At 64.1% G+C, this 22,686-nt stretch carries 2 protein-coding genes (1 of these 2 cut by a window edge); both read left to right on the forward strand.

Features of this window, described 5'->3' with window-relative positions; translation table 11 throughout:
- Entirely contained in the window at positions 1 to 12,411 is a 12,411-nt protein-coding gene (locus tag R1A29_RS08870; protein ID WP_438301187.1) for a non-ribosomal peptide synthase/polyketide synthase, read from the forward strand.
- Positions 12,411 to 22,686, forward strand: the 5' portion of a protein-coding gene (locus tag R1A29_RS08875; protein WP_438301188.1) for a non-ribosomal peptide synthase/polyketide synthase. Its footprint extends 4,784 nt past the window's final position; only the first 10,276 of its 15,060 coding nucleotides appear in the window; its start codon is at positions 12,411 to 12,413; its stop codon lies off the right edge, out of view. Before R1A29_RS08870 ends, R1A29_RS08875 begins: the two co-directional genes overlap by 1 nt.

Genomic DNA, 22,686 nt, shown 5'->3' on the forward strand with positions numbered 1-22,686 from the left:
ATGAATGCAGAAGACTCCCTGAAACTCGCTCGCCGGTTTATCGGGTTGCCCCTGGAAAAGCGCCAGATGTTCCTGGCGGCCCTGGCGAAAGAAGGGGTGGATTTTTCCCGGTTCCCGATTCCCGCTGGCGTCGAGGCCGAGGACCGGCAGGCGCTGTCTTATGCCCAGCAACGCATGTGGTTTCTATGGCATCTGGACCCGCAAAGCGGCGCCTACAACCTGCCGGCGGCGGTACGCCTGACCGGTCGCCTGAACCAGTCAGCGCTGGAGCAAGCCTTCGCCAGCCTGATCGAACGCCACGAAACCCTGCGCACGGTGTTCCAGCAGCAGCCTGACGACAGCCTGCTGCAAGTGCCGCTGCGACAACCGCTGGACATCCAGCGCATCGACCTCAGCGATTTGCCCGCCGCCGAACGTGAAACCCGTGTGGCCGCCGCCGCGCAGGAGCAATCGCTGCTGCCGTTCGACCTGGCCAACGGCCCGCTGCTGCGGGTGCGCCTGTTGCAACTGGCCGAGCAGGAACATGTGTTGCTGCTGACCCTGCACCACATCGTTTCCGATGGCTGGTCGATGAATGTGTTGATCGACGAGTTCTGCCGCTTCTATGACGCCCACGATCAAGGCATTGCCGCCGAACTGCCGGCGTTGGCGGTGCAATACAGCGACTACGCCCTGTGGCAGCGCCGCTGGCTGGAGGCGGGCGAGCAACAGCGTCAACTCGATTACTGGCTGGCGCAGATGGGTGACGAGCATCCGGTGCTGGAGTTGCCGGTGGATCACCCGCGTCCGGTGCTGCCGAGCAATCAGGGCCAGCGTCTGGACAGTGTGGTGGACGCCGCGCTGGTCGAGCAATTGCGCGGTATCGCCCGTCAGCACGGCGTGACGCTGTTCATGCTGTTGCTCGGCACCTTCAATATTCTGCTGCACCGTTACACCGGCCAGACCGACCTGCGCGTCGGCGTGCCGATCGCCAACCGCAACCGACGGGAGATCGAAGGGCTGATCGGCTTCTTCGTCAACACCCAGGTGCTGCGCGTCGAACTGGACGGCCAGACCTCCATCGCCGATCTGCTGCGTGACCTCAAGGAAACCGCCCTCGGCGCCCAGGCCCATCAAGACTTGCCGTTCGAGCGTCTGGTCGAGGCGCTGAAACTGGAGCGCAGCCTGAGTTACAACCCGCTGTTCCAGGTGATGTACAACCACCAGCCGGAAGTCGCCGATGTCACCACGCTCAAGGTCGGCAGCGGTCTAGAACTGGGCGTCATCGAGTGGGAAAGCCGCAGCACCCAGTTCGACCTGAGCCTGGACACCTACGAGAAGGGCGGGCAACTGCACGCGGCGTTCACCTACGCCACGGATCTGTTCGAACCCGCAACCATCGAGCGCATGGCGCGTCACTGGACGCACCTGCTGCGCAGCATCGTCAGCGATCCGCAGCAGCGCGTCGGTGACATCGTGTTGCTGGAAACGGCCGAGCTGGAACAACTGACTCAGAAGTGGGGTCGCCACGACACCCAATGGCCGAGCGAGCGCCCGGTGCATCAGCTGTTTGAGGCACAGGCCGAACTTACGCCTCATGCCGTTGCGCTGATTTTTGAAGGCCAGCGACTGACCTACGCCCAGCTCAACGCCAGGGCCAATCGCCTGGCGCGCACGCTGCTGGCACAGGGCGTCGGCCCGGACGTGCTGGTGGGCGTGGCGGTGGATCGCGGTCTGGAACTGATCGTCGCGATTCTCGCCGTGCTCAAGGCCGGTGGCGCTTATGTGCCGCTGGATCCGCAATACCCGCGTGATCGCCTGCTATGCATGATCGAAGACAGCGGCAGCCGCTTGCTGCTGACCCAAAGCCATTTGCTCGAGCGTTTGCCGGTGCCGCAGGACGTCCGGAGCCTGTGTCTGGATCAGGCCGAAATCTGGGCCCAGACCGATGAAAGCAATCCGCAACGCATTGTGTGGGCCGACAACCTCGCCTACGTGATGTTCACCTCCGGCTCTACCGGTCGCCCGAAAGGCGTCGGCATCAGCCACGGTGCCCTGAGCAAGCACGCCTTCGCCTCGCAGTATTACTACGACCTGAGCGCCGCCGATTGCGCGCTGCAATTCGCGACCTTCAACTTCGATGCGTTCGGCGAGCAACTGTTCGGGCCGCTGACCTGCGGCGCCTCGGTGGTGCTGCGCGGCAACGAAGTGTGGGACAGCGAAACCCTGTACCGGAACATTGTTGAACACGGCATCACGGTCATGGACCTGACCACCGCTTACTGGAACATGATTGCCAAGGAATTCGCCGTCGCCGGCCCGCGTGATTACGCGGCGCTGCGTCAGGTGCACAGCGGCGGTGAAGCGATGCCGCCGGAAGGCGTGCAGGCCTGGCGTCAGGCCGGGCTCGAGCACGTCAAACTGCTCAACACCTACGGCCCGACCGAAGCCACCGTCACTGCGACCACCCTCGATTGCAGCGACTACGTGTTCGGTCGCCAGCCGCTGCCGCTGACCCTGCCGATCGGTCAACCGTTGCCGGGCCGTCACACCTATCTGCTGGACGCCGATGGTCAGCCGACCCCGGTCGGTGTGGTCGGTGAGCTGCTGATCGGTGGCGAGCTACTCGCACGTGGTTATTTCCAGCGCGCCGATCTGACTGCAGAACGCTTCATTCCCGATCCGTTTTCCAGCACTGGGGCGCGCCTGTATCGCACCGGCGACCTGGCGCGTTACAACGCCCTCGGCCAGATCGAATACGTCGGCCGCGTTGACCATCAAGTGAAGATCCGTGGTTTCCGTATCGAGCTGGGTGAAGTCGAAGCGCGCCTGCTGGAACTGAACGATGTCAGCGAGGCCGTGGTGCTGGCGGTGCAGGGCGGCAGCAGCCTGCAACTGGTGGCCTACGTGGTGCCGAAGCAGGCATCGGTGGTCGCGGCGAACGTCGATGAACAAGGCGCGGCGCGGGAAGCGATCAAGGCGCAGCTCAAGGACAGCCTGCCGGACTACATGGTGCCGACGCAGATGCTGTTCCTCGCCGAACTGCCCCTGAGCCCCAACGGCAAACTGGACCGCAAGGCCCTGCCGGCGCCGGACGCCAGCCAGATGCAGCAGGCGTTCGTCGCGCCACGCAGCGAACTGGAGCAGAAGATTGCCGGCATCTGGCAGGACGTGCTCAAGCTTGAACAGGTCGGCCTCACCGACAACTTCTTCGAGCTGGGCGGCGACTCGATCATCTCGATTCAAGTGGTGAGCCGCTCGCGTCAGGCCGGGATTCATTTCAGCCCCCGCGATCTGTTCCAGCACCAGACCGTGCAAGGCCTGGCCAGCGTGGCGCAGCAGGGCAGCGGCGGCGTGAGCATTGATCAGGGACCGGTGACCGGCGAACTGCCGTTGTTGCCGATCCAGCAAGTGTTCTTCGAAGACCCGATTCCCCAGCGTCACCATTGGAACCAGGCGGTGCTGCTGCGCAGTCATCAAACCCTGAACGCCGAAGCATTGCTGCAAGCGCTGAACGCGTTGTTCGCGCATCACGACGGCCTGCGTTCGCGCTTTGTCGAAAGCGCCGAAGGCTGGCGTGCCGAAGTCGCGCCAATTGCGCACGATCCGGAACTGTTGTGGACCGCCGACACGCTGGCCGACAGCGAACTGCAAGCGCTTTACGCCAAGGCCCAGCAAAGCCTGAACCTGCAAAACGGCCCACTGCTGCGCGCGGTGCTGGCGACCGTCGCCGATGGCAGTCAGCGTCTGCTGCTGGCAGTGCATCACCTGGTGGTCGACGGTGTTTCGTGGCGGATTCTGCTGGAAGACCTGCAACTGGCTTATCAACAGGCCGCACAAAAAACTGCGATCAAACTGCCGGCGAAAACCAGCGCCTACAAGGTCTGGGGCGAACATCTGCAAGCCTGGGCCACGACCGAAGCGCTGCAGGCTGAACTCGGATTCTGGAAGCAACAACTCGACGGCGCGGCACTGGATCTGCCCTGCGACAATCCGCAGGGGAGTCTGCAAAGCCGTCACGCACTGGTGCTGCACAGCCGCCTCGACAAAACCTTCACCCGGCAGTTGCTGCAACAGGCCCCGGCCGCTTACCGCACACAGGTCAACGACCTGCTACTGACCGCACTGGCCCGAGTCATCAGCCGCTGGACCGGCCACGCCGACACCTTGATTCAGCTGGAAGGCCACGGTCGCGAAGACCTGTTCGACGACGTCGACCTGACCCGCACCGTCGGCTGGTTCACCAGCCTGTTCCCGGTGCGCCTGACCCCGGCGGATTCCGTCGCGGCGGCAATCAAACAGATCAAGGAGCAGTTGCGCGCCATTCCGAACAAAGGCATCGGTTTCGGTGTGCTGCGCCATCTCGGCGACGCGTCCACCCAGGCCAGTCTCAAGGCGCTGGCAATGCCGCGCATCACCTTCAACTACCTCGGCCAGTTCGACGGCAGCTTCGATGCCGAGGACGGTGCGCTGTTCAGCCCGGCCGGCGAAAGCGCCGGCCTGGAGCAAAGTCTCGATGCGCCGCTGGACAACTGGCTGGGCGTCGAAGGCCAGGTCTACGACGGCGAACTCGACTTGCGTTGGACCTTCAGCCGCGAGCAATTCAACGAGGCGACCATCGCTCGTCTGGCCGAAGATTACGAACGTGAACTGCAAGCGTTGATCAGCCATTGTTGCGACGCGGATTCGATGGGCGTGACGCCGTCGGACTTCCCGCTGGCGCACATCGATCAGGCGCAACTGGACGCGATCCCCGTGCCGGCCGCCGGCATCGAAGACATCTATCCGCTGTCGCCGATGCAGCAGGGCATGCTGTTCCACACCTTGTACGAACAGGGCACCGGCACTTACATCAACCAGTTGTGCGTCGATGTCGACGGCCTCGATCCCGAGCGTTTCCGCGCGGCGTGGCAAGCGACCATGGACGCCCATGACATCCTGCGCAGCGGGTTCATCTGGCAGGGCGAATTGCAGGAACAACTGCAAATCATCCATCGCCAACTGGCGCTGCCGTACACGCTGCTCGACTGGCGTGAACGCAGCGACATCGCCCAGGCCCTCAAGGATTTCACTGCCGCCGATCTGGCCGAAGGGTTCGACCTGACCCGGGCCGGGCTGTTGCGCGTGACCCTGATCCGCATCAGCGACCAGCGTCATCACCTGATCTTCACCAACCACCACATCCTGATGGACGGCTGGAGCAGCGCGCAGATGCTCGGCGAAGTCCTGCAGCGTTATGCCGGCCAGCAACCACCGCGACCGGTCAGCCGTTACTCGGATTACATCCAGTGGCTGCAACGTCAGGACGCGGCGGTCAGCGAAGCGTTCTGGCTGCAACAACTGGCGGACTTCCACGAGCCGACGGTGCTGGCGCAAGCCGCTGCCGGCGGTGGCGAGGTGCGCAGCGAAATCGGTCACCTGCTCAAACATTACGACCTCGATGCTTCGCGCACCCGTCGCTTGAACGCGTTTGCCCGTGAGCAGAAAGTCACCGTCAACACGCTGGTGCAAGCCGCGTGGCTGTTACTGTTGCAGCGCTACACCGGCAGCGCCTGCGTGGCGTTCGGCACCACCGTGGCCGGGCGTCCGGCGGAACTGGTGGGGATCGAGCAGCAGGTCGGTCTGTTCATCAACACCTTGCCGGTGATCGCCGGCAGTCGTCCGGACCAGACCGTGGCCGCGTGGCTGGCGGCGGTGCAGGCGCAGAACCTGTCGCTGCGCGAGTTCGAACACACGCCGCTGGCGAGCATTCAGCGCTGGGCCGGGCAGGGCGGCGAGTCGCTGTTCGACACGCTGCTGGTGTTCGAGAACTTCCCGATCTCCGAGGCGCTGCAACACGGCACCGCTCAGGGCGTGGTGTTCGGTGAAGTCGCCAACCAGGATCAGACCCACTATCCGCTGACCCTCGGCGTGACGCTGGGCGAAACCCTGGCGCTGCACATGAGCTTCGACCAGGCGCATTTCAGCGTCGCCACGGTCGAGCGCCTGAGCGCGCAGTTGCTGCACTTGCTGGAGCAGTTCGCCGAATCCGCCGAACGTCGTCTTGGTGAAATCGCCCTGGCCACGGCCGACGAACATGCGCGGCAACAGGCGCAAAACCATCCGCAGGCGTATCCGACCGATATCGCCGCGCACCAGCGTTACGCCCGACTGGCGGCGCAGCAACCGGATCGCACGGCGGTCATTTTCGATGGCAAGCATTACAGCTACGGCGAACTGGATGCCCGGGCCAACCGTCTGGCCCATGAACTGGTGGCCCGCGGCGTGCGCGCCGAAGTGCGGGTCGGCGTGGCGATGCCGCGCGGCGAAGGGCTGATCGTTGCCCTGCTGGCGGTGCTCAAGGCCGGCGGCGCCTATGTGCCGCTCGATACCAGCTACCCGCGCGAGCGTCTGGCGTACCTGATGCAGGATTCCGGTCTGGCGCTGCTGCTGACCGATTCCCGTGTGTCGGCACAACTGCCTATCAACGACGCCATGAGCGTGCTGGAACTGGATCGCCTCGACCTCAGTGGCCATTCGGCGCAGGCGCCGGTGGTGACGCTGGATCCGGACAATCTGGCCTACGTGATCTACACCTCCGGTTCCACCGGCAATCCGAAAGGCGTCGGCGTCACCCACGGGCCGCTGGCGATGCACTGCCTGGCCATCGGTGAGCGCTATGAAATGCGCGACAGCGATTGCGAATTCCACTTCATGTCGTTCGCCTTCGACGGTGCCCATGAGCGCTGGCTGACCAGCCTGACCCACGGCGGCTCGCTGCTGATCCGCGACGACAGCCTGTGGACACCGGAGCAGACCTACAACGCGATGATCGAGCACGGCGTGACCGTGGTCGCGTTCCCGCCGGTGTACCTGCAACAACTGGCCGAACACGCCGAACGTGTGGGCAATCCGCCGCCGGTGCGCATCTACTGCTTCGGTGGCGATGCGGTGCCGAATGCGAGCTTCGAACGGGTCAAGCGTGCGCTGAACCCGGAGTACATCATCAACGGCTACGGCCCGACCGAAACCGTGGTCACGCCGCTGATCTGGAAGGCCGGTCGCGAAGTGCCGTGCGGCGCCGCGTATGCGCCGATCGGCAGCCGCATCGGCGACCGCAGCGCCTACGTGCTCGATGCCGATCTGAACCTGTTGCCGCAAGGCATGGCCGGCGAGCTGTACCTCGGTGGCAGCGGCGTAGCCCGTGGTTACCTGAATCGTCCGGCGATGACCGCCGAGCGCTTTGTCGCGGACCCGTTCAGCACGACTGGGGGCGTGCTGTACCGCACCGGCGACCTGGTGCGCCAGCGTGCCGACGGCACTTTTGATTACCTGGAGCGCATCGACAACCAGGTGAAGATCCGTGGTTTCCGCATCGAACTGGGCGAAATCGAAGCCAGCCTTCAGGCCCTCGACGGCGTGCGTGAAGCGGTGGTCGTGGCCCAGGAAAGCGCCGGCAGCAAACGGCTGGTGGCGTACGTGGTCGGTGACTCGCAACAGGTGGATTTCGCCGAGCAACTGCGGGCGCAACTTAAGGCCACCTTGCCGGCGCACATGGTCCCGTCCTACGTGCTGACCCTCGAGCGCATGCCGCTGACGCCGAACGGCAAGCTAGACCGCAAGAACCTGCCCAAGCCTGATGTCAGCCAATTGCAGCAAGCCTACGTGGCGCCGCAAAGCGCGCTGGAGCAGCAACTGGCAACGATCTGGCAGGACGTGCTGAAGCTGGAACGCGTGGGGCTGACCGACAACTTCTTCGAGCTGGGCGGTGATTCGATCATCTCGATCCAGGTGGTCAGCCGCGCCCGTCAGGCCGGCCTGCGCTTCACCCCAAAAGACCTGTTCCGGCATCAGACCATTCAGGCCCTGGCCAACGTGGTGCAGACCGGCGAGCCGGTGCAGCAGATCGATCAGCGACCGGTGACCGGCGAAACCGCGCTGCTGCCGATTCATCAATGGTTCTTCGCCCAGCCGATTCCCGACCGTCATCACTGGAACCAGTCGGTGATGCTCAAGACGGCTCAGCCGTTGGACGCGGTTGTGCTTGAGCAGGCGCTGGATGCGCTGGTCGTGCATCACGACAGCCTGCGCCTGGACTTTGCCGAGCAAACGCAGGGCTGGACGGCGCAGTACCGCGACGTCGAAACCCAGGCCGGCGAAACCGTGCTGTGGCAAGTCGAGGTCGCTGATCTGGCGGCGCTTGAAGTGCTTGGCAACAAGGCCCAGCGCAGCCTGCAACTGAGCGGCGGTTCGCTGATCCGTGCGGTGCTGGCGAACCTGGCCGATGGCAGCCAGCGTCTGTTGCTGGTGATCCATCACCTGGTGGTGGATGGTGTGTCGTGGCGGATTCTGTTCGAAGACCTGCAAAGCGCTTACCGGCAGATCCAGTCGGGCGCGGCCGTGCAACTGCCGGCCAAGACCAGCGCCGTGAAAGCCTGGACCCAAGCGTTGCAGGACTACGCCACCAGTGCTCCGCTGCAAGCCGAGCTGGGCTTCTGGCAGCAACAGCTGCAAGGCGCGTCGAACGCATTGCCGTGCGATAACCCGCAGGGCGGCCAGCAACATTGCCAGGCCATGGCGATCCGCACGCCGCTGGACAAGACCCTGACCCGCCAACTGTTGCAAGAAGCCCCGGCGGCCTATCGCACCCAGGTCAATGACCTGTTGCTGACCGCGCTGGCGCGGGTGATGGTGCGCTGGACCGGCGAAGACAATGTGCTGGTGCAACTGGAAGGGCACGGTCGTGAAGATCTGTTCGATCACGTCGACCTGACCCGCACCGTGGGCTGGTTCACCAGCCTGTTCCCGGCAAAACTGACCCCGACCGCTGACCTCGGCGCCTCGCTGAAACAGATCAAGGAACAACTGCGGGCGATCCCGAACAAAGGCATCGGTTTCGGTGCCCTGGCGCACCTGGGCGACGACCATGCCCGGACCGTTCTGCAAGCGCTACCGAAGCCGCGCCTGACCTTCAACTATCTGGGCCAGTTCGACAGCAGTTTCGATGCCGATGATGCAGCGTTGTTTGTGCCAACCAGCGAATCCGGCGGCGAAGAAGTGAATATGCAAGGCCCGCTGGGCAGTCCGCTGGCCCTCGACGGCAAGGTGTTCAACGGTGAACTGGACCTGAGCTGGACTTTCAGTCGCGAGATGTTCGAACCGGCGACCATCCAGCGTCTGGCTGACGATTACTTGCAAGAACTGACCGCACTGATCGCCCATTGCTGCGACAGCGCCAACCGTGGCGTGACCCCGTCGGACTTCCCGCTGGCGACCCTGACCCAGGCCCAGCTCGACGTGCTAGTGCCGCAGCCTCAGACCATCGACGACATCTACCCGCTGTCGCCGATGCAGCAGGGCATGCTGTTCCACACCTTGCTCGAGCACGGCAACGGCGACTACATCAACCAGATGCGTCTGGACGTCGATGGCGTCGATCCGCAGCGTTTCCGCGCCGCGTGGCAAGCGGTGGTGGATGTCCATGACATCCTGCGCACCGGTTTCGTCTGGCAGGGCGATCTGGAGCAGCCGGTGCAAGTGGTGCAGCGTCAGCTCGAAGTGCCGTTCCGCGTACTCGACTGGAATGGTCAGACTGACCTCGATGCAGCACTGAAAAAGCTCGCCGACGAAGAACGTGCCCAAGGCCTCGACCTGACCCGTGCACCGTTGCTGCGGCTGGTGCTGGTACGCATCGCTGAAAACCGTCATCACCTGATCTACACCAACCATCACATCCTGATGGACGGCTGGAGCAGCGCGCAGTTGCTCGGCGAAGTGCTGCAGCATTACAGCGGCGAAGCGGTACCGCGTCCGATTGGGCGTTACCGCGATTACATCGCCTGGCTGCAGCGTCAGGACGCCGCGACCGCCGAAGCCTGGTGGCTGGCGGCACTGGGAAATCTGCAAGAGCCGACGCGTCTGGCCGATGCCATCGCGCGGCCGAATGCCGGTCTGCCGAGCGTCGGTTATGGCGATCATTTCCAGGTGCTCGATGCCGGTCTGACTCAGCGTCTGGGCGAGTTTGCCCGGGCCTCGAAAGTCACCGTCAACACCCTGGTGCAAGCCGCATGGCTGCTGCTGTTGCAGCGCTACACCGGCAAGGATTGCGTGGCGTTCGGCGCCACCGTCGCCGGGCGCCCGGCGGATCTGCCGGGGGCAGAGCAGCAGGTCGGTCTGTTCATCAACACCTTGCCGGTGATCGCCGCGCCACAAGCGCAGCAGAGCCTGGCCAGTTGGTTGCAAGGCGTGCAGGCGCAGAACCTGGCACTGCGCGAGTTCGAACACACGCCGCTGGCGCAGATCCAGCGCTGGGCCGGGCAGGGCGGTGATGCGCTGTTCGACAGCCTGATGGTGTTCGAGAACTACCCGATTGCCGAAGCGCTGGAGCAAGGCGCGCCACAGGGCTTGCGATTCGGTCCGGTGGAGAACCACGAGCAGACCAACTATCCGTTGACCCTGCTGGTGCATCTGGGCACCGAGCTGTCGGTGCACTTCAGCTACCAGCGCGACCGTTTTGCCGACGTCAGCGTGGCGCAACTGGGCGCGCACTTGCAGCGTTTGCTTGAGCAGATGACCGAGGCGGGCGAGCGTGCGCTCAGCGAATTGCGCCTGATCGAGACGGCGCCGGTTTCCACCGATTTCGTCACTGACCTGTGCATCCACCAGCGCATCGCCCGTCAGGTCGCCGCGACCCCGGATGCACTGGCCGTAACCTTCGCCGAGACGAAACTCACTTACGCCGAACTGGACGCTCGGGCCAATCGTCTGGCGCACAAATTGATCGAGCTCGGCGTCGGCCCGGAAGTCCGGGTGGGCGTGGCGTTGCCGCGTTCCGAGCAGTTGCTGATTGCGCTGTTGGCGGTGCTCAAGGCCGGCGGCGCCTACGTGCCGCTTGATCCGGATTACCCGGCCGACCGCGTCGCCTACATGCTCGAAGACAGCCGCGCGCGAGTGCTTCTGACTGAACAGGAACTGGCTGTCACGCTGACCGTGCCGTCCGAGGCTCAAGTGTTGTTGCTGGATCAAATCGCGTTGGATGGCTATCCGGCTCAGGCATCGCAAACCGCAGTGACCCCGGACAACCTCGCCTACGTGATCTACACCTCCGGCTCCACCGGCAAGCCGAAAGGCGTGGCGATTGCCCATCGCAACGTCATGGCGCTGATCGACTGGTCGGCGAAGGTCTACAGCCAGGACGACATTCAAGGCGTGCTGGCCTCGACCTCGGTGTGTTTCGACCTGTCGGTGTGGGAGCTGTTTGTGACTCTGGCCAACGGCGGGTCGCTGATCATCGCCCGCAACGCGCTGGAACTGCCGCAACTGCCGGCCCGGGATCAGGTGCGCCTGATCAACACCGTGCCGTCGGCGATCAATGCGTTGCAGCGCGCCGGGCAGATTCCGTCGGGCGTGCGGATCATCAACCTGGCGGGCGAGCCGCTCAAGCAAGGGCTGGTGGACGCGCTCTATCAGCAGCCGAACATCGAGCATGTCTACGACCTGTACGGCCCGTCGGAAGACACCACTTATTCGACCTGGACCCGCCGCAGCGCCGGTGGTCAGGCGCGGATCGGCCGTGCACTGGATCACTCCGCCAGCCACTTGCTCGATGCCGATCTGCAAACGGTGCCGCACGGCGTGTCGGCCGAGCTGTACCTGTCCGGTGCCGGTGTCACGCGTGGGTATCTGGGCAAAGCGGCGATGACCGCCGAGAAGTTCGTGCCCAACCCGTTCGCACGCAACGGCGAGCGTCTTTACCGTACCGGCGACCTGATTCGTCAGCGCGAAGACGGCGAGCTGGAGTACATGGGGCGGATCGACCATCAGGTGAAAATCCGTGGTTTCCGTATCGAACTGGGCGAAATCGAGGCGCGGCTGCTGGCCCAGCCGGGCATCAGCGAGGCGGCCGTGCTGGCTGTCGACGCCGAGGGAGGCGCACAACTGGTGGCCTACGTGGTCGCGCAGCAACTGGACGTGTACGACGGTGAAGCGCAGCGACAACTGCGCGACGGACTAAAGACTGGCCTCAAGTCTTCGTTACCTGACTACATGATTCCCGCGCACCTGCTGTTCCTTGAGCAGTTGCCCCTGACCCCCAACGGCAAGCTCGACCGCAAGGCGCTGCCGGCGGTGGATGCCAGCCAGATGCAGGCCGCGTATGTCGCGCCGCAATCGGAGCTTGAGCAACAGGTCGCGGCAATCTGGCAGCAAGTGCTCACCGTGGAACGCATCGGTCTGAACGATCACTTCTTCGAACTCGGCGGGCACTCGCTGCTGGCGGTCAATGTCGTGTCGCGCATCGCCCTGGAACTGGGGCTGACGCTGACACCGCAACTGTTATTCCAGCACCCCGTCCTGAGCGACTTTGTCGCTCACCTCAATACAGGAGGCGGGGCAATCAACGAACAGAAACTGAACAAGCTGGAAGCCCTGCTTGACGATATGGAGGAGTTCTGATGGACACGAGTGTTGCTTTGAGGATTGCCAAGCGCTTTATCACTCTGCCGCTGGACAAACGTAAGCTCTACCTGGAAAAGATGCTCGAAGAGGGTGTCTCGCCGGCCAACCTGCCGATTCCGGAAACTCGCTCAAGCTTCAAGGCGATCCCGCTGTCCTACGCCCAGGAACGCCAGTTGTTCCTGTGGCAGATGGACCCGCACAGCACCGCGTATCACATTCCCAGCGCCCTACGCTTGAAGGGGCGGCTGGATGTTGCGGCGCTGGAGCGCAGTTTCAACGCGGTGGTCGCCCGCCACGAAAGCCTGCGCACCACGTTCGTCGAGCAGGGTGAAAGCTTCTGCCAGAAGGTTCACGAGCAGATGCCGCTGAGCATCACGGTCGAGACGCTGGCGCCCGGCCAGGACGCCGACGCTGCGATCAAGGCTTTTGTCGAGAACGAAACCGCGCGTCCGTTCAACCTGCAACAAGGCCCGTTGCTGCGGGTGTCGTTGCTCAAGGTCGGCGAAGACGATCATGTGCTGGCGCTGATCCAGCACCACATCATCTCCGATGGCTGGTCGATGCAAGTGCTGGTCGGCGAGCTGATCCAGCATTACGCCGCCGACACCGGCGGCCAGTCCCTGAGCCTGCCGCCGCTGGACGTGCAGTACGCCGACTACGCGATCTGGCAGCGCCACTGGCTGGAGGCCGGCGAGCGTGAGCGGCAGCTGAAATACTGGATCGACACCCTCGGCGGCGAACAGCCGGTGCTGGAGTTGCCGATCGATCATCCGCGCCCGGCGGTGCAAAGCTTCCGTGGTGCGCGGCTGGACCTGAATCTGCCGACGGCGCTGGGCGATGCCCTCAAGCAACTGTCCCAGCGCGAAGGCGCGAGTCTGTTCATGGTGTTGCTGGCGTCGTTCCAGGCGTTGCTGCACCGCTACAGCGGTCAGTCGCAGATCCGCGTCGGCGTGCCGACCGCCAACCGCAACCGGGTGGAAACCGAAGGCCTGATCGGCTTCTTCGTCAACACTCAGGTGCTGAGCGCGGACGTTCACGGGCAACTGCGGTTCAATCAATTGCTGGCCCAGGTCAAGCAATCGGCGATGGCCGCCCAGGCCCATCAGGACCTGCCGTTCGAGCAACTGATCGAAGCCCTGCAACCGGAGCGCAGCCTGAGCCACAGCCCGGTATTCCAGGTGATGTACAACCACCAGGCGGTCAACGACCAGACCCAGCGTCAGAGCCAGGTGCAACTGCCGCAACTGAGCGTCGAGGACATTGTCTGGGAGGGCCGCACCGCCCAGTTCGACCTGACCCTCGGCACTTACGAATCCAGCGAAGGCGTGGCGGCGGAACTGACTTACGCCACCGACCTGTTCAAGCCGGAAACCATCGAGCGCCTGGCGCGCCACTGGCTGAACCTGCTGCACGGCATCGTCGCCGCGCCGAACCAGCGTGTCGGCGAACTGCCGCTGCTGGAAACCACCGAACATCAAGTGCTGTTGCAGGACTGGAAACGCGTGGTCGATCACGCCGCACCGACGCCGTGCGTGCAGCAACGCATCGCCTTGCAAGCCGCGCAGACGCCTGACGCCACCGCGCTGATCATCGGCGAAGACCAGCTGACTTATGGTGAGTTGAACGCTCGCGCCAACCAGCTCGCGCACAAGCTGATCGAGCAGGGTGTCGGCCCGGATCGACTGGTCGGCATCGCCGTCGAGCGCAGTGTGGAAATGATCGTCGGCCTGCTGGCGATCCTCAAGGCCGGCGGCGCCTACGTGCCGCTGGACCCGGCGTACCCGGAAGATCGTCTGGCCTACATGATCGAGGACAGCGGCATCGAGTTGCTGCTGACCCAGGCGCACCTGCAGACGCTGTTGCCGATCCCGGCCGGTCTCGCCACGGTGTTGCTGGATCAGCCGCAGGACTGGCTGGCGTCGTACCCGACCACTGCGCCTGAAGTGGCAGTGAACGGCGAGCATCTGGCCTACACGATTTACACCTCGGGTTCCACCGGCAAGCCTAAAGGCGTGATGGTCCGCCACGCAGCCCTGAGCAACTTCGTCGCGAGCATGGTCGCGCAACCGGGCATCGCTGCGGCGGATCGCATGCTGTCGCTGACCACGTTCTCGTTCGACATCTTCGGCCTGGAAATCTACGGCCCGCTGCTGGCCGGCGCCGCCGTGGTGCTGACCGGCAAGGACGTGCATCAGGATCCGCAAGCGGTGCTCGAACTGATCGACCGTCACGGCGTGACCATGCTGCAAGCCACGCCTTCGACCTGGCGCATGCTGCTGGATAACGAACACGCCGCGATTCTCGATGGCCGCACCTTCCTGTGTGGCGGTGAAGCGCTGCCCCAGGAACTGGCGCAACGCATGCTGGCGCGCTCGTCGAAGGTCTGGAACCTCTACGGCCCGACCGAAACCACGATCTGGTCAGCGCTGCATCCGCTGAGCGTGGACAACAGCCGTCCGTTTCTCGGCAAACCGATCGACAACACGGCGCTGTACATCCTCGGCAGTGATCTGGAACTCAACCCGCTCGGCGCACCGGGCGAGCTGCTGATCGGTGGCGATGGCCTGGCGCGGGGTTATTTCCAGCGTCCTGCGCTGACCGCCGAACGCTTTGTGCCGGACCCGTTCTCGACCACCGGCGAGCGTCTGTATCGCACCGGGGACCTGACCCGTTACCGCGCCGAAGGCGTGATCGAATACATCGGGCGGATTGACCATCAGGTGAAAATCCGTGGTTTCCGCATCGAGCTGGGCGAAATCGAAGCACGCCTGCTGGCGCTCGACAGCGTGCGCGAAACCGTGGTCGTTGCCCAGGACGGCCCGACCGGCCCGCAACTGGTGGGCTATGTGGTGCCGGCGTCCGGCGAGGCGCTGGACGCTGACGGTGAAGCCGCGTTGCGCGCTGCACTCAAGGCCAGCCTCAAGGCTGAATTGCCGGAGTACATGGTGCCGGCGCATTTGCTGTTCCTCGCGCAACTGCCGTTGACCCCCAACGGCAAGGTCGACCGCAAGGCCTTGCCGGCCCCCGACGCCAGCCAGTTGCAATCGACCTACATCGCGCCGCAGACCGCCGCCCAGCACACCGTCGCCGAGATCTGGCAAGCGGTGCTGAAACTGGAGCAGGTGGGCCTTGGCGACAATTTCTTTGAACTCGGCGGCCATTCGTTGCTGGTGACCCAGGTCGTTTCGCGAGTGCGTCAGGCGCTCAACGTGCAGGTGCCGCTGCGCACGTTGTTCGAACACAGCACGCTGGTGGATTTCGTCGCCGCCCTCGGCGTTGAGCAGGCGCAGCAGGAGCCACCGATTGTTGCGCTGCCGCGTCTGCAACCGCTGACGCTGTCCTACGCTCAGGAACGTCAGTGGTTCCTCTGGCAACTGGAGCCGACCAGCACCGCTTACCACGTGCCGGCCGCTTTGCGCCTGCGTGGCGAACTGGACCTGCCGGCGTTGCAGCGCAGCTTCGATGCGCTGATCGCCCGCCACGAATCCCTGCGCACCTGCTTTGTCGAGGAGCAGGGCCAGACTCTGCAAGTGATCCAGGCTCAAACAGCGCTGAACATCGCCGTCGAAAGCATCGACAGCGAACTGGACGAATCCGCGCTGCAAGCCCTGGTCGCTGCCGAAACCCTGCACCTGTTCGACTTGCAGAAAGGCCCGCTGCTGCGGGTCAAGCTGCTGCGCCTGGCCGCCGATGACCACGTACTGATCATCACCCTGCACCACATCGTCTCCGACGGCTGGTCGATGGGCATCATGGTCAACGAACTGGTGGCGTTGTATGCCGCGCACAGCGAAGGCAAGACCGTGCAGTTGCCGGCATTGCCGGTGCAGTACGCCGACTATGCGGTGTGGCAGCGCCAGTGGATGGACGCTGGTGAGCGCGAGCGTCAACTGAGTTACTGGACTGCGCAACTGGGCGATGGCGACCATCCGTTGCTGGAGCTGCCCACCGACCGTCCGCGTCCACCGGAGCAAAGCTACCGGGGCGCGCGTCAGGACATCCCGCTGAGCGCCGAACTGGCCGCCGGCCTCAAGCAGGTCGCACAGCGGGAAAACGTCACCCTGTTTGCGCTGCTGCTGGCGTCGTTCCAGACCCTGCTGCATCGCTACAGCGGCCAGGCCGACATTCGTGTCGGCGTGCCGGTGGCCAACCGCAACCGGGTCGAGACCGAAGGCCTGATCGGCTTCTTCGTCAACACTCAAGTGCTGAAGGCTGAGTTCGACAGCCAGCAGAGCTTCCGCAGCCTGCTGCAACAAGTGAAGAACACCGTGCTCGGCGCCCAGGCCCATCAGGACCTGCCGTTCGAGCAACTGGTCGACGCACTGCAGCCGGAACGCAGCCTGAGCCACAGCCCGCTGTTCCAGGTGCTGCACAACCACCAGAGCCAGGCCCGTCAGGCCGAAGGCGCGACGCGTCTGTCGAAGATCGAGATCGAAGGCCTGAGCTGGGTGTCGCACACCGCACAGTTCGACCTGACCCTCGACACCTTCGAATCAGCGGATAACGTCTGGGCCGAACTGACCTACGCCACCGACCTGTTCGACGCGGTGACCATGGAGCGTCTGGCGCAGCACTGGACGAATCTGCTGCACGGCATCGTCGCCGATTGCGCTCAGCGCATCGCCGAGTTGCCGTTGCATGACGCGGCCGAACGTGATGCCACGTTGTTGCAATGGAACCCGGCCGTGGCCGATTTCCCGAGCGAGGCGTGCCTGCATCAACTGATCGAAGCGCAGGCCGCGCGTGCGCCGCAAGCGGTTGCCGTGACTTACGGCGAACAGACCTTGAGCTATGGCGAGCTCAACAGCCGTGCCAACCAATTGGCCCACAAGCTGATTGCCAGCGGTGTCGGGCCGGACGTGCGTGTCGGTCTGGCAGTGGAGCGCAGCCTGGAAATGCTCGTCGGGCTGCTGGCGATTCTCAAGGCCGGCGGCGGCTATGTACCGCTGGACCCGACGTATCCGGAAGATCGTCTGGCCTACATGATCGGCGACAGCGGCATCGGCCTGCTGCTGACCCAGAGTCATCTGCTTGGCCGTCTGCCGGTGCCGGATTCGGTGCGCAGCCTGATGCTCGATCAGGAGCGCGACGGTCTCGAAGGCTACAGCGACAGCAACCCGCAGGTGTCCATGAGCCCGGACAACCTGGCTTACGTGATCTACACCTCCGGTTCCACCGGCCAGCCGAAAGGCACCTTGCTCGCCCATCACAACGTGCTGCGCCTGTTCAAGGCCACCGATGCCTGGTTCGATTTCGGCCCGCAGGATGTCTGGAGCCTGTTCCATTCCTACGCGTTCGACTTCTCGGTCTGGGAGATCTTTGGTGCGCTGCTGTACGGCGGCAAACTGGTCGTTGTGCCTTACGAGACCAGCCGTTCGCCGGACGATTTCTACGGCTTGCTGTGCCGTGAAGGCATCACCGTGCTCAACCAGACGCCGTCGGCGTTCAAGCAACTGATGCAAGTGGCGTGCGCCCCGGAACACGCGGCAGCGCAGCCGTCCCTGCGCTACGTGGTGTTCGGCGGCGAGGCGCTGGAGGTCAAGAGCTTGCGCCCATGGTTCGAGCGCTTCGGCGATCAGGCTCCGCAACTGATCAATATGTATGGCATCACCGAAACCACGGTCCACGTGACGTATCGGCCTATCTCCCTGGCGGACCTGCAACGCGATGCCAGCAGCCCGATCGGCGAGCCGATTCCGGACTTGTCCTGGTACTTGCTCGACGGTGACCTGAACCCGGTCGCCAAGGGTTGCATCGGTGAGCTGTACGTCGGTCGCGCCGGTCTGGCCCGGGGGTATCTGAACCGTCCGGACCTGACCACGCTGCGCTTCATTCCCGATCCGTTTGCCGCCGATGGCGGGCGTCTGTACCGCACCGGTGACCTGGCGCGCTATCGCGCCGACGGCGTGATCGAATACATCGGCCGGATCGACCATCAGGTGAAGATTCGCGGCTTCCGCATCGAACTCGGCGAGATCGAAGCGCAACTGCTCGAACAAAACGCCGTGCGTCAGGCCGTGGTGCTGGCGCAGCCGGGCCTCAGCGGTCAGCAACTGGTGGCGTACCTGGTGCCGAGCGATGCTGCATTGCTTGATGCCGACGCTGCTGAACAGGGCCAGTGGCGTGACAGCGTGCGGGCCGCGCTCAAGGAAAACCTGCCGGATCACATGATTCCGGCGCACCTGTTGCTGCTCGAGCAACTGCCGCTGACCGCCAACGGCAAACTCAACCGCAGTGCCTTGCCGTCCCCGGATGCGAGTCAGGCGCAACAGACTTATCAAGCACCGCAAAGCGAACTGGAACAGCGCCTGGCCGAGATCTGGCAGGACGTGCTGAAACTGCCGCAGGTCGGTCTGAACGACAACTTCTTCGAGCTGGGCGGCGATTCGATCATCTCGATTCAAGTGGTCAGCCGCGCCCGTCAGGCCGGCATTCGCCTGAGCCCCAAAGACCTGTTCCAGCACCAGACCGTGCAGCGTCTGGCGCTGGTCGCACAGACCGGCGACAGCGAATCGACCATCGATCAGCAGCCGGTCACCGGCCCGGCGTTGCTGCTGCCGATCCAGCAGCAGTTTTTCGAGGACGAAATCCCCGAGCGTCACCACTGGAACCAATCGGTGCTGCTCAAGCCACGTCAGCCGCTGGCGGCCGAAACGGTCGAGCAAGCGTTGCGTGCGCTGGTCATCCATCACGATGCCTTGCGCCTGAGTTTCCGTCAGCACGGCAGTGTCTGGCAGGCCGGACACCTGTCGGTCGATGCCTTGCCGCAAGACCTGCTCTGGCAGGAAACCATTGCCGACATCGCCGATCTTGAAGCCTTGGGCAACCGTGCCCAGCGCAGCCTCGACCTGCAAAACGGCCCGTTGCTGCGGGCGGTGCTGGCGAATCTGGCCGATGGCAGTCAACGCCTGTTGCTGGTGATCCATCACCTGGCGGTGGACGGCGTGTCGTGGCGGATTCTGCTGGAAGACCTGCAAACCGCGTATCAGCAAGCCAGCAACGGTCAGGCCCTGAGTCTGCCGGCCAAGACCAGTGCCTTCAAGGACTGGAGCGAACACTTGCAGCGCTACGCCAACAGCCCGGCGTTGCAGGAAGAACTGGCGTACTGGCAGGCCTGCCTGAGCGACGTCAGCACCGACTTGCCGTGCAAACGTGTCGACGCCGGTCAACAGAACCGACTGGCGCAAACCGTGCAGACCCGCCTCGACGCGGAGCTGACCCGACAACTGCTGCAAGAAGCCCCGGCGGCCTATCGCACCCAGGTCAACGACCTGCTGCTGACCGCACTGGCCCGGGTGATCGGGCGCTGGAGCGGGCAGTCATCGACACTGATTCAACTGGAAGGTCACGGACGCGAAGAGCTGTTCGACGGCGTCGACCTGACTCGAACGGTGGGTTGGTTCACCAGCCTGTTCCCGGTGCGCCTGACCCCGGCCGAAGGGGCGGGGGATTCGATCAAGCAGATCAAGGAACAACTGCGCTCGATCCCGAACAAGGGCATCGGTTTCGGCGCGTTGCGTCACCTCGGTGATGCCGAGGCGCAAAGCAGCCTGAAGGCGTTGCCGATCCCGCGCATCACCTTCAACTACCTCGGTCAGTTCGACGGCAGCTTCGAAGCCGATGACGGCGCGCTGTTCGCACCGGCTCCGGACAATGCCGGCCTCGAGCAAAGCCCGGATGCGCCGCTGGGCAACTGGCTGACCCTCAACGGTCAGGTGTATGGCGGCGAATTGAGCGTCGGCTGGACCTTCAGCGAGGAACGCTTCGACAGCGCCACCATTGAAGCACTGGCCCGCGACTACGCCGACGAACTCGCCGCGCTGATCGCTCACTGCCTGACACCGGGCGTGGAAGGCCTGACCCCGTCGGACTTCCCGCTGGCCGGCCTGAGCCAGGCACAACTCGACAGCCTGCCGCTGCCGACTCCGCAGATCGCCGATATCTATCCGCTGTCGGCGATGCAGCAGGGCATGCTGTTCCACAGCCTGTACGAGCAGGCGACCGGCGATTACATCAACCAGGTTCGCCTGGACGTCGAAGGCCTCGACGCGCAACGTTTCCGGCAAGCCTGGCAAGCGGCGGTGGACAACCACGACATCTTGCGCACCAGTTTCGTCTGGCAAGGCCAGGTGGCGCGTCCGGTGCAAGTGGTGCACAAACAGCTGGAAATGCCGTTCAGCGTGCTCGACTGGCGTGAGCGCAGTGCCGATCCGGCAGCATTGGATCAGTTGGCGGCCAGCGAGCAGGCACAAGGTTTCGACCTGAGCCACGGCCCGCTGCTGCGTATGGTCGTGGTGCGTCTGGACGATCAGCGTTGCCACCTGATTTACACCAACCACCACATCCTGATGGACGGCTGGAGCAACTCGCAGCTGCTCGGCGAAGTCCTCCAGCGTTATGCCGGGGAGACCCTGCCGGCGCTGGCCGGGCGTTATCGCGACTACATCGAATGGCTGCAACGCCAGGACGCCAAAGTCAGCGAACACTACTGGACCGCGCAACTGGCCAACCTGCAAGAGCCGACCCGTCTGGCCCAGGCGATTCAGGCCCAGCGCAGCGACGAGGCGCGTGACGGTCATGGCGAGCGCTACGTGTTCATCGACGCCGAACAGACCCGACGCCTGGGCGAGTTCGCCCGTCAGCAGAAAGTTACGCTCAACACCTTGATCCAGGCCGCATGGCTGCTGCTGTTGCAGCGCCTGACCGGGCAGGACAGCGTAGCGTTCGGCGCCACCGTGGCCGGTCGTCCGACCGAGCTAAAAGGCGTCGAGCAGCAGATCGGCCTGTTCATCAACACCTTGCCGGTGATCGCCAGCCCGCGTTCGGACTCCAGCGTCAGCCAGTGGTTGCAGACCGTGCAGGCGCAGAACATCGGCCTGCGCGAACACGAACACACGCCGTTGTTCGACATCCAGCGCTGGGCCGGGCAGAGCGGTGAAGCGCTGTTCGACAACATTCTGGTGTTCGAGAACTACCCGGTGTCCCAGGCCCTGGAGCAGGGCGCTCCGCAGGAGCTGCGCTTCGGCGGGATCAACAACCACGAGCAGACCAACTACCCGCTGACCCTGGCGGTGAACGTCAGCGATGAGCTGTCGCTGCACTACAGCTACCAGCGCGGGCATTTCACCGATTCGGTGATCGAGCAATTGAGCGCGCAACTGCACAACCTGTTGCAGCAGATGGTGCAGTCGGGCGATGCCATGCTCGGCGCGCTGGATTTGCTCGATACCGCCGACCGCCGTTTGATGGTCGAGCAGTGGAACGCCACCGGCATCGACTATCCGCTGGAGCAGGGTGTGCACACGCTGATCGAAGCCCAGGCCCTGCGCACTCCGGATGCGCCGGCGCTGGTATTCGCCGGTCAGACCCTGAGCTACGCGCAGCTCAATGCCCGCGCCAACCAGTTGGCCCATGGCTTGATCGCCCGTGGGGTCGGCCCGGATATGCTGGTGGGCATTGCAGTCGAGCGCAGCCTGGAAATGGTCATCGGCCTGCTGGCGATCCTCAAGGCCGGTGGCGCCTACGTGCCGCTGGACCCGGAATACCCGCGTGATCGCCTGAGCTACATGATCGCCGACAGCGGTATCGACCAGTTGCTGACCCAGCCGCACCTACTGGCCAGCCTGCCGATTCCCGACGGCGTACAGACCCTGTGCCTGGAACCGTCCGGTGCGGACTTCGCCGAGTTGCCGACGCACAATCCGCAGGTTGAATACGACGCCAGCAACCTGGCCTACGTGATCTACACCTCCGGTTCCACCGGCATGCCGAAAGGCGCGGGCAACGCCCATCGCGCCCTGACCAACCGCCTGATGTGGATGCAGCAGGCCTATGCTCTGGACGCCAGCGACACCGTGTTGCAGAAAACCCCGTTCAGCTTCGATGTGTCGGTGTGGGAGTTCTTCTGGCCGCTGATGACCGGCGCCCGACTGGTGGTCGCGGCACCGGGCGATCATCGCGATCCGGCGAAACTGATCGCGCTGATCAACGCCGAGCGTGTTACCACGCTGCACTTTGTACCCTCGATGCTGCAGGCCTTCCTGCAGGATGCCAACGTGTCGAGCTGCACCGGTTTGACCCGCATCGTCTGCAGCGGTGAAGCGCTGCCGGTGGATGCGCAGGTGCAGGTGTTCGCCAAGTTGCCGCAGGCCGGTCTGTTCAACTTGTACGGCCCGACCGAAGCGGCCATCGACGTGACCCACTGGACCTGCCGCGACGAAGGGCGCGACGGCGTGCCGATCGGTCAGCCGATTGCCAACCTGTCGACCTTCA

Source organism: Pseudomonas sp. NMS19W, from assembly GCF_051554255.1.
In the GTDB taxonomy this organism is placed as follows: Bacteria; Pseudomonadota; Gammaproteobacteria; order Pseudomonadales; family Pseudomonadaceae; genus Aquipseudomonas; species Aquipseudomonas kribbensis.

Coding starts and splice junctions, on each gene's coding strand:
- R1A29_RS08870 (WP_438301187.1), top strand. CDS start 1: ATGAATGCAGAAGACTCCCTGAAACTCGCTCGCCGGTTTATCGGGTTG.